At 44.6% G+C, this 10,271-nt stretch carries 13 protein-coding genes; 8 read left to right on the top strand and 5 right to left on the bottom strand.

Annotation, left to right across the window (positions count from 1 at the left end):
• On the top strand, positions 1-561 hold a 561-nt coding region (locus MHN30_RS16485; protein WP_239360380.1), incomplete at its 5' end, for an AAA family ATPase.
• A 29-nt stretch (positions 562-590) separates the two neighbouring features.
• Here MHN30_RS16485 and MHN30_RS16480 read toward each other — a convergent pair.
• The 4 genes from MHN30_RS16480 to MHN30_RS16465 form a co-directional block, all read right to left on the bottom strand.
• A complete protein-coding gene (locus tag MHN30_RS16480) occupies positions 591-839 on the bottom strand; it encodes a hypothetical protein (protein ID WP_130165172.1) in 249 nt (82 codons plus the stop codon).
• Positions 840-995: 156 nt separating this feature from the next.
• The gene (locus MHN30_RS16475) at positions 996-1,391 is read right to left on the bottom strand and encodes a hypothetical protein (protein WP_130165171.1); all 396 of its coding nucleotides are present in this window, start codon (positions 1,389-1,391) and stop codon (positions 996-998) included.
• 180 nt (positions 1,392-1,571) lie between these two features.
• A complete protein-coding gene (locus MHN30_RS16470; protein ID WP_239360378.1) occupies positions 1,572-1,871 on the bottom strand; it encodes an antibiotic biosynthesis monooxygenase in 300 nt (99 codons plus the stop codon).
• The gene (locus MHN30_RS16465) at positions 1,852-2,082 is read right to left on the bottom strand and encodes a DUF2798 domain-containing protein (protein ID WP_010606951.1); all 231 of its coding nucleotides are present in this window, start codon (positions 2,080-2,082) and stop codon (positions 1,852-1,854) included. The genes MHN30_RS16470 and MHN30_RS16465 overlap by 20 nt, the downstream gene beginning before the upstream one ends.
• 89 nt (positions 2,083-2,171) lie before the next feature.
• On the opposite strand from MHN30_RS16465, the gene MHN30_RS16460 reads away from it, so the two are divergent.
• Positions 2,172-3,029, top strand: coding sequence for a LysR family transcriptional regulator (locus MHN30_RS16460; RefSeq protein WP_239360376.1), 858 nt, complete (start codon positions 2,172-2,174; stop codon positions 3,027-3,029).
• A gap of 21 nt (positions 3,030-3,050) precedes the next feature.
• Here the strand turns inward: MHN30_RS16460 and MHN30_RS16455 are convergent, their stop codons facing one another.
• Positions 3,051-3,752 carry an NUDIX domain-containing protein gene (locus MHN30_RS16455; protein WP_010376576.1) on the bottom strand — a complete coding sequence of 234 codons (702 nt, stop codon included), beginning with the start codon at positions 3,750-3,752 and terminating at the stop codon, positions 3,051-3,053.
• 178 nt (positions 3,753-3,930) lie between these two features.
• Here MHN30_RS16455 and prs point away from each other — a divergent pair, with 178 nt between their 5' ends.
• The 6 genes from prs to MHN30_RS16425 all read left to right on the top strand — a co-directional run bounded on the left by prs (position 3,931) and on the right by MHN30_RS16425 (position 10,262).
• Positions 3,931-4,785 carry a ribose-phosphate diphosphokinase gene (prs, locus tag MHN30_RS16450; protein ID WP_130165167.1) on the top strand — a complete coding sequence of 285 codons (855 nt, stop codon included), beginning with the start codon at positions 3,931-3,933 and terminating at the stop codon, positions 4,783-4,785.
• 11 nt (positions 4,786-4,796) lie between these two features.
• Positions 4,797-6,392: a nicotinate phosphoribosyltransferase gene (locus tag MHN30_RS16445; protein WP_239360374.1), complete on the top strand. Its 1,596-nt coding sequence runs from the start codon at positions 4,797-4,799 to the stop codon at positions 6,390-6,392.
• A gap of 114 nt (positions 6,393-6,506) precedes the next feature.
• Positions 6,507-7,202 carry a response regulator transcription factor gene (locus MHN30_RS16440; RefSeq protein WP_239360372.1) on the top strand — a complete coding sequence of 232 codons (696 nt, stop codon included), beginning with the start codon at positions 6,507-6,509 and terminating at the stop codon, positions 7,200-7,202.
• The gene (locus MHN30_RS16435; RefSeq protein ID WP_239360370.1) at positions 7,199-8,578 is read left to right on the top strand and encodes a HAMP domain-containing sensor histidine kinase; all 1,380 of its coding nucleotides are present in this window, start codon (positions 7,199-7,201) and stop codon (positions 8,576-8,578) included. The genes MHN30_RS16440 and MHN30_RS16435 overlap by 4 nt, the downstream gene beginning before the upstream one ends.
• A 66-nt stretch (positions 8,579-8,644) precedes the next feature.
• The gene (locus tag MHN30_RS16430; RefSeq protein ID WP_239360368.1) at positions 8,645-9,520 is read left to right on the top strand and encodes a retropepsin-like aspartic protease; all 876 of its coding nucleotides are present in this window, start codon (positions 8,645-8,647) and stop codon (positions 9,518-9,520) included.
• 202 nt (positions 9,521-9,722) lie between these two features.
• Complete coding sequence (locus MHN30_RS16425) at positions 9,723-10,262, top strand: carboxymuconolactone decarboxylase family protein (RefSeq protein WP_239360366.1); 540 nt, start codon at positions 9,723-9,725, stop codon at positions 10,260-10,262.
• Positions 10,263-10,271: the final 9 nt, after the last annotated feature.

Raw genomic sequence — 10,271 nt, 5'->3', positions numbered from 1 at the left:
AAGGCACAAGGGCGCGAATACATCAAAGAGGCCGAGGTAGCACCTCATCAAGAGCCCGGATATAAGCACGCAATCACACCAATAATGCTAAAAATGGCTTGTACAATTGGAGGAGTCCATATAAGCGGTAAATCCAGTTGGATAGCAAAGCATCTTCAAGGATTTACACTGGTCTCTTTGGATGAACTAAGAGGCGAGATTAATGGTCGTTCCACGAGTCAAAAAAACCGTGGTCAGGTTCTACAAGCCGCCAAGCAAAAGCTGAAAAAAGCATTAGCAGCAAAGGAAAATGTTGTGTGGGATGCGACAAACCTGCGAAAAGATTTTCGTAAGATACTTTGCGATTTAGGGTGTGACTACGGTGCGCTCGTGACGTTAGTTGTATTTCAACAAGGTGAAGTACAACTTCGGCAAAATAACCGAGCAAGAGCACGAGTCGTCCCAGATGAAGTGATAGCCCAGCAGCTGAAAAGGTTGGAGTGGCCATCGGTGACAGAAGCGCATCGGATACAGGTGATTGGCGAACAAGGGCAAGTGCTTTGGCAAAAGGGGGCGTTTTAGCCACCGTTCAGTGAGATTAGCTTTACTTGTCAGCTAATTTTGATAGCTGACAAGTAGCCAATATAGAAGTGTGAATAGTGGCAGAGCGCTATCCTACGAGCTATGCTAATTTTATCTTGCTCAAGAACAGTTCTTTTGTCGGACTGCTCCTGAACATCATCCAAAATTTCGAAGCCTAAAACGTTCCCTTTCTTTGCATTTAACAATCGTTGCACCAGTTTATATTCTTGTGTTGTATAGCCTAGCCAAGGAGCAACTGCACTAGTGTTGTTGGTCATACTCCCTCATACCACTTTTACCAATATCAATGAGAGTATTAAGGTTATATGTATAAATTTTAAGCGCTTTTATATAAAACTTATATACCTTAAAGAAATGACGGTAGACCCACTGTCAGACATAGCTATACTTCATTCTCGATACGCCAAATACAATTATTTTGTGTGGTGGTTTTTAGGATTTTGTTTGTGGAATATAGGGCGGAGGCGCGGAAATACACACATAGATACTTTTAGAATGAGCACAGGTGCGCTCAATATTAATGCGTTTAAGACTATAAATATTAATCCATCATAAGCTTTTTGCGGCAGCAGCATATGGATACTGAGGAATTTATCCGCTAAGAGAATCAATAACCATGATAAAAAGGTGGCTAGAAAATGGTCTAATTTTAGGAAGTAGGCAATAGGGAAAGTTGCAAAAAATATCATCAGGTAGCCGTAGTTTAGGTTGGTGCTGAGTGTGTTACAAAGCCACAGGGTCACGGCTAACAAGGAAATAGTAGATGTGTGCAAAAAGTGTGATTTTATTCCCTGACTTCCAGTAGCCATTTACGTTCCTTAGTGACTGTGGTGGTGTATATTTGTTCAGCAATTACATCCGAACTTGTTCGATAACGCAACGGCTTTTTCAATAACTCCACTGTGCTGCAAAGTGCCTCGCTAACGTAGCGCTTTAAAACGCTTCTATCATTGCTTGTGAAGAAGCGCTTAACTTGTTAAAAGTGCAAATTAAAGCGGTTTGATGGCAATAATATCCACCGCTTTTGCCAACCATCCTTGATACAGTGTAAATACCTGTTTGGTGTAAGCTTGCTGATGATGAAAATCGAACGCGGCTTGATCGACGAAGCGCTCAACTAAGGTAAGCTGGGTGCGGCTTTCACTTTCATAAAGTTCAAAGCGCAAACATCCTGCTTCTGCTCGAGTGGCTGGCAAGATCTCTTGGATTGCGTTAATACAATCTTGATAGTGCTCGGTTTTAGGCGTGATATGGGCGATAAAGTTGACGTTATTGTGGCTGTTGGCCATGATATTTCTCCATAATGCGTTTAGTAACGGCGGTAACTGGGGCTGATAAAACATAGGCGGCGATGAAAGAGGCCGGCCAAGCATTGGCAAAGGCATGTGCCCATCGCGTGGTAAAGTCCGCCACTAATCCCAAATTGATGTACGTAACCCATCCAGACACCATAAACGACAGGCACAATGACAGCAGTAATGTAAAAATGAGTTTTTGCATGTTTCCTCCTCTGGCTGTTGGTATGATTGTAGGGAATTGCCAGCCGATCAGAATGGCAAAAATGGAAAGCTAAGATTGCGGAGATAACCATGCTAGATGACTTAAGACTCTTTGTTGAGGTAAGCCGCCGAGGAAGTTTTGCCAAGGCGGCAGAAGACCTTGGCATAGGCGCGCCGACCTTATCTAAGCGGATGTTAGCGCTGGAAGAAAAACTCGGTTATCCGCTCTTACTGCGTAGCGCCAGAGGACTTACATTAACGAATCATGGTCAGGCGGTGGTGGATAAAATGGCGGAGTCTTTGCTCGCCTTGCAAGCGCAAAGTGAGGCGCTATCAACACTAGAAGCGTCCACTTTCCATCTGTTATGTCCGCAAAACTTAATGATTGGTCCTTTGTATAATGCGCTGCAATCGTTTCAGGCCCAGCATCCTGAGATCCAATTGCATGTGGAGCCTGCCAATAGTGTGGCCTTACTCAGCCAAAAGCGATTTGATTTAACCGTGCGAGTTGGGGAGTTGGATGATTCAAGCGTCTATCAAAAACGGCTGGGGGAAATCGCGGTAAGAGCGGTGGTCGCCACGGAAATTGCGACTACACAAACCCTGTTTTTGCCCTTTAAAGCATCGCAACTGCCCGCAACCGAAGCGTGGCGAGCACTGCTGGTGCAGTTTAGCCACGTCTCTTATGTGGGTGATATTACCTTAGTGCGTAAATTGGTAGGCTCGGCTAACGGTGCTGGCGTATTGCCGATGACAGAAATTGCAGTGTTGGCAGCGCAATCTCAAACCGCATTTAGCTATATCGGTGACTGCCAATTTACTCGCAACATCTACGCGCTTTGGCCAAATCAACGAACTCCACCGACTTACACCAGAGATTTTATTGAGTTACTGCAAAAGCGGTGTCAGGAGCTTGATTATCTGCAAGGGGCAGTGATAACTCTGTAATGAACACCGCAAAATCGCATTTTATCCTAAGCTCAGATTTCGCTCAAAATGCACGATATCGACATCAGGCTTTAGCTTATAGAGCTGTGCTAAACGTCCCCCTGACTTGACCTTTTCATCCAGTGCTTCAAACATGTTTGAGGCTTCGATACGTCTTACTAAGCTCTTGCGCTGAATGGGTTTGGCGATAATGGCTTCGATGGCGGTTTTGAGTTGTCCAATGGTAAATTGATCTGGCAAACAATAAACCGGGATCATGGAATATAACGCCTTTTGCTGCAGCCGTGCCTTGGCCTTTTCAATAATGTGTTTATGATCAAAAGCCACGGCGAGATCTGGGATCTCGCTAAGATCTACCCATCTCACATCATCTACCGAGTCAATTTGCGTTGCCACTTGCTGAGGTGAAATCAAGGCGTAATAAACCAAGGTGACACTAAAGCCTCGCGGATCACGGTTGATCCCAGAAAAAGCCTGAAGTTGCTCTAGATATTGTGGGGCAACACTGGTTTTCTCTTTGATCTTACGCAGCGCGCTCATATCCGTGTTGTCATCCAGCTCAACATCAACAAACCCTCCAGGTAATCCCCAGCGGCCTTTAAAGGGAGCGTTAGCGCGTTTCACCAGCAGCACTTTTAAGCTGTCCTGCAAAATTGTAAATAACACGCTGTCTACCGTGAACAGTGGGTTTTGGTATTGGGTTAAATCGTAATCAGGGCTCATGAGATTTTTAATTTGTGTCTTTTAGACACAATAAACAATTGTAGCCAGTATGGCAAATATACTGAATATCCCTATGTTAAAAATAAACATTAAATGTCTTTTAGACATAAAGTTGTTGATTGATCAAAAAATGTTTGATACCTTATTTGTGTCTTAGGGACATTATTAAGGAAAGGTTATGAAAGTCACGAGTTATGAATTCTCTGGAAACAAAAAAGATGTTCAATATGAAGCATTTACCTTCTCTGGTGGGGAAGAGCATATTCGTTTCAAGGCATTTGATTTCCGTGATTGCGAAAAAGTTCAAATCACAGCCAGAGTAACCAATTCTTCTCATATCATGCGTTTACTGATGGCGGTGGATGCATTGAAGCGACTTTGTTTGGCGCGGACGCCGATAGAATTAGTGTTACCCTATTTCCCCTACGCGCGCCAAGACAGAGTATGCGTAACGGGTGAGGCGCTAGGTGCAAAAGTGATGGCGTCACTTATCAATCAACTGGCGCTAGACAAAGTCACCGTGTGGGATGCACATAGCGACGTTGTACCTGCACTCCTTGAGCGAGTGGAGAATGTTGAGCAAACGACATTGATATCGCAGTGTCCGGCTTTACAGCAACAGTTGCAGTGCGGTGCACTCAGTTTAGTTTCACCAGACGCTGGAGCGAGTAAAAAAACACTGAAAATTGCGCAGCATTTTGGTGGTGAGGTTGAGGTTATTCAAGCACAAAAAGTACGTAATCTTAAAACGGGTGAAATTGTACAAACGCAGGTACTTGGTGAGGTAAAAGGTAAAGATTTACTGATCGTTGATGATATTTGCGATGGTGGTAGAACCTTCACTGAGCTTGCTAAGGTACTAAAAGCACAAGGCGCTAACTCAATTGCGCTTTACGTAACACACGGTATTTTCTCTCAAGGATTAGGCGTTTTTAGTGGACTGATAGATACCGTTTACACGACTAATTCGTGCCGTGATCAAGGCGACTTGGTCGAACACCACGATGTGCAACTCAACATGATTGAATTATAAGGAATATAGCCATGACAATTACCGCAGCAAGTATGCAAAAAGACGTATACAAAGAATTTCACAGCCGCGCATATCACCCTGAAGTGACAGAGGTTTATGCAAACTTTACCTCGCGCAGCGGCAAACTAAGCAATGTTGCAAATAACGATAAAGTGGCTTTTGTGGGGCTGCAGTATTTTATCAAAAGTTACTTACAAAAAGAGTGGCAAGACTTTTTCGCAGCAGACAAGCACACCGCAGTGGCAAATCATAGACGGATCATGACAGCAATGTTGGGCTATCCGGTGGATGTAGGTTACCTCGAGGCGCTACACGACTTAGGCTATTTACCGCTGAGGATTAAAGCGCTGCCAGAGGGGACTTTAGTGCCGTATCAGGTGCCGCCCATCACTGTGGTCAATACCAAGCCTGGATTTGAATGGCTAACCAATATGATTGAGACGGTATTAAGCTGCGAAAACTGGCCAATCCAAACGAGCGCTACCACCTCGGTTGCATATTTAAAAGTGTTCCGAGAATTTGCTCAAAAAACTGGTTTACCTCAGGAGTTCGTGCCGTTTCAGGGTCATGATTTTAGCTTTCGCGGTATGTTTGGTAAGCACGCTGCGGCTATGAGTGGTTTTGGTCACCTCGCGTCAGGTCTTGTAGGGACGGATACTATCCCTGCGGTACTATTTGCTGAAAAGTACTATGGCGCAGATGTCGACAAAGAGCTGGTCGGTTGCTCAGTAGATGCAACCGAGCACTCTGTAACCTGTTCTTGGATCCAAGAAGGTGAAATCGAGTTTTTCCAATATTTGATGCGTGAGCAGTCACCGACCGGGATCCTCAGTGTGGTCTCTGATACTTGGGATTTTTGGAAGCTAGTCACCGAGTATTTACCAGAATTAAAAGCAGAGATCATGGCGCGTGATGGCACTGTGGTGATCCGTCCAGACTCCGGAGATCCGGTGAAAATCCTGACTGGGTATTGTGTCTCACCAGTATCAGAGTATAGCGAGTTGGTTGACTCTCAGCAGCAAGCGCAAGAAATGGCGATGACAGATGGCTTTGAAGCGTATCGTTGGCAGGGAAATTACTATTCAGTTGAACCACACTCAACGCAGCTGCAGGAGTGTGAAGTAAAAGGACTGATTGAATGTCTTTGGGATACCTTTGGTGGCACTGTGACTGATAAAGGCTTTAAATTGCTAGATGAGCATATCGGCGCAATATATGGCGATGCAATTACCCTTGAGCGTCAGCATCAAATTCTACAGCGACTGATGGACAAAGGATTTGCGTCCAAAGTGGTGCTAGGCATTGGCTCATACAGCTACCAATATGTCACTCGCGATACCCATGGCTCTGCGGTAAAAGCAACTAGTGTGGTTAAAAACAACCAGCGTGTGGCAATTTTTAAAGAGCCAAAAACCGACAGCAAAAAGCGCTCAGCAAAGGGACTGCTCAAAGTAGAACGCGTAAACGGTGAGTTGATCTGCAAGGACAATGTGACCGAGGAAGAAGAAAAGCAAGGCTTGTTAGAAGTGGTGTTTGAAGATGGAAAATTACTAAAGGAAACCACTTTGAGTGAGATCAGAGCTTTGATCAGCGCGCAAATTAGTTAGATTCCATTGTTGTTCTCAATTATTTTTTGGTCGCGATAGGTTCCAGCCATCGCGACTTTTGTGCTTCACAATTGTACAGCTAATAATTACAATCAGTACAAAAAGCGCCTCCCTATGTCTGACCAATATAGAGTTTTATATGTAGAAGATGACCCAAGCAGTGCCGAGATCTTACGTTTATATCTGGCACAAGCGGATATGCAGGTTGTCCATTTCGATAACGCCCCAGATGCCCATAGGGCACTGCAAAACCTAACATTTCAACTCGCTATTTTAGATGTCATGCTACCCGGCGGTGATGGTCGTGAGCTACTAAAAAACGCCGTTGCGCGCAACATTCCTACCATTATGGTGACCGCCAAAGTATCTGAAACCGATCGTCTTGAAGGGTTTGAGCTTGGTGCGGACGATTATGTATGTAAGCCTTACAGCCCACGAGAAGTGATCTCACGAGCAAAAGCACTATGTAAACGTAGCTATCGCGGTCAGCAGAGTGCCGCTTTGTTGTTTGATGGCTTAAGTATCAATCTTGAGAGCAAATCGGTGACGGTAACACAGCAAACACCAGTGTTAACGGCTGTGGAGTTCGAGTTATTACTGACTATGGCCAAGCAGCCGCAACAAGTATTTAGCCGCGCGCAATTAATCGAACAAGTATGGGGAAGTGATGCGCCTATTACGGATCGGGCAGTCGATACTCACTTGGCTAACTTGCGTAAAAAACTAGGTGACCGTAAGGCTGAGCCCAAGTTTATCGCCACTCGTTACGGGCAAGGCTATCAATTTATCGCGCGTAAGGTGTCTTCATGAAGCTAAAAACCAAATTTACCTTACTCGTGGCGCTTTGTACCTTTGCGCTACTCGGGAGCTTCTATCAGCTATCTAAAAACTCAGCCGAGCGCACTTTTTTAGCATTTAATAAGCAAAGTGCGGTGACGTTTGGTGATTCATTGCTTGATGATGACTTAGTGGAAGAAGCATTGACTGGCAAAACCTTTGCGAGCCCAGAAGCGACGTTAACGTTTTTAGCATCAACCTTTCCTGAGCAGTTATTTATTTGGCGAGATGCTAACTCAACAGCGGATGTAAAAATCCTCAGCCCCGAGCTCACCATAGACTACGAACATGTCAAATCCGGTCATCAATTTGCTATCCATCATCCCGGTGTCGCGGCGTTTGTGGTGCAATTTAATGAGGCGCAATATGCGTTATCACCACATGGTGAGTTGTTTTGGTTACCTGAGGTATTGCTAGATAGGTCGTTTGAAAAGGAAGCGCTGCAGCAAGCTATGCTGGACGATTTTATGCTTACTTTGGTCATCTTATCGATTATTGCAGCATTACTGGCTTGGTTGGGTTCATGGTACTTTTTGTCGCCACTTAAACAGCTCAAACGTAGCTTTAAGGCGATAGAATCGGGCGAGTTAGACACCCGCTTAGCGCTAAAACGCCATGATGAAGTGGGTGAAATCATTAGTAGCTTCAATAATCTTGCTGCTTGGCTACAAGGTTTGCATCAGCAGTATAAACAAATGAATTCCGACTTATCTCATGAGCTTAGAACACCACTTAACGGCATTCGTTCGCGCTTGGAGGCGATGGAAGACGGTATAGTCCCGATGGATAAGGCTCAGTTAGCGGTGATAACCCAAGACGTTCACAACGTTAACCGTATTATCGACGACTTGTGTTTATTATCATTAACCGAGTCAAAGCAGCTGACTTTGTCACCTGCACAGGTGAATGTCTCTGAGTTGATGACTTCGCTTTTGGTGCGTTATCAAGCGCAAGCAGAGGAGCAAGGTGTGGCGTTGACAGCGGATATTCAAGCGGGCGTAACGGTGACACTCGATGCTGGAAGAGTCAGACAGATAGTGGTGAATCTACTCGATAATGCGTTTAAATACGGCGCTGATGGCGGCATTGTGATGCTACATCTACATTATCAGGACAATGAACTGGTTATCACGGTCACTGACCGCGGGCAGGGTATGTCTCCTACTCAATTAACACAAGTATTTGAACGTTTTTACCGAGTGCAGGCATCACGCCATGATACATCCAGTTTGGGGCTCGGCTTACCAATTTGCCGTCAACTTGCTGAACTGATGGGCGCGACATTGACCGCGACCAGTACTGAAAATCAAGGCGCTAGCTTTTCACTTCGGTTTTCTCGACTAACTTGATAATTGCTTGACAATTGCTCGGCATAGTTAGCTCAACAACGACATCAACAGTTTGAGAGCAAGATTATGAGAGCAATTATTTTATCAGCATTGGCATTTACCACCGTTGGCTGTGGGAGCACCGCGTCTACCGCGCCACAATCGCTAACCTTACCAATGAAATATACCGAGAAAGGTCATGCCTATGTGATGGCAACGCTTAACCATACGGTTACCCATCCTATGATTCTAGATAGTGCTGCGAATGTTGGTATTTTACCGGTTAATCTGAAAGCAGCACTAGCCTTGCCTGAAGACAAGCTAAGCAAAATGGACGTGCAAGGCGCAAGTGGCAGCTCAGAGCTAGTATTGGCAACGATAGACCACACCAGCGTCGGTCACTTAGCAGCAGAGTCGCTTCCATATGTATTTAAAGATATGACCCGCTTAGATGTGGAAGGTGTCTTGCCAGGAATTTTGGGGCATGGATATATGTCGCAATATTGTAATGTGTTTGATTTTAAAAATAATGAGCTGAGTTTGTATCAAGGGGCTTGCCCAAGTAGTGTGACACAAGGCTTAGAGAGTGAAAGTTTTAAAATAGATAACAATTTCATCAAGCTAACAGCAAGTTTTAATGGCGAAGAGGTAGACGCCGTGCTTGATACTGGCGCCCCAACCAACTACATCAACTCACACTTGGCCAATAAACTGGCATTAACGCTGGGAGAAGAAGACATCAGCCGCGGGTTAAACGACCAAGCGACTAAAAAGGTGGCCATAGAATCACTGCGTTTTAGATTGGGAGGCAAGGAAATCATCAATACCGAAAGTCACTTATCGGATATGCCAGTGTTTGAGGTGCTTGGATATAAAGATGAGCCGTTTATCCTGCTGGGTTTAAGTAATTTCAACGACGATAAGCTAATTATCGATTACGCTGAGAACAAAATTTACTTTTGATCCCAACGCTGCTGGCTTGACCCGACCAGTCAGCAGCTAAATAAATTTCATATTAATTTAGATAGTTATTGTGTTTACTATAGCGAATAGTTATTTGAACGATCATTCAAGTAAGGTTAATCTAGCAGCCAATGAGTAGTTACCCTGAGGTTAGTTAGAGCTCAGGTTATACCAATACAAAATGCACCAAGAGGAGCAACTGATGACTGACTTTACAATCCATACTGTAGAAACTGCACCACAAAAAGGTAAACCATTACTTGAGAAATCCCTGCAAGCGTTTGGACGTATTCCGAATCTTCATGGTGTGATGGCGGAATCACCAGAGCATCTGCATGGCTATCAAGTGTTACATGAGGCTTTTTTAAATAGCTCGTTTAATAACGATGAAAAAACCGTGGTGTGGCAAGCGATTAATGTAGAACATGAATGTCACTACTGTGTGCCAGCTCACTCTGCCATCGCAAAATCAATGAAAGTAAGTGATGAATTGGTCAAAGCACTGCGTGAGCAAGCACCACTTGGCGATGAGAAACTAGAAGTGCTGCGTGCCACAACACTTGAAATGCTGCGCGAGCGTGGCAAGTTGAGCGATGCACAAACGAAAGCGTTTTTTGCCGCAGGTTATACTAAACAAAATCTGCTGGAAATTATCTTAGCGCTAAGTCAAAAAGTGATGAGTAACTACGTGAATCATATCGCGCATACTCCGCTGGATGATGCTTTTAAAGCGTTTAGCTAATTAGTAGAG

Source organism: Pseudoalteromonas sp. OF7H-1, from assembly GCF_022347825.1.
Lineage (GTDB): Bacteria > Pseudomonadota > Gammaproteobacteria > Enterobacterales > Alteromonadaceae > Pseudoalteromonas > Pseudoalteromonas maricaloris.
The sequence above is the reverse complement of the archived record's forward strand: the minus strand, read 5'-3'. Positions and strand labels throughout refer to the sequence as shown.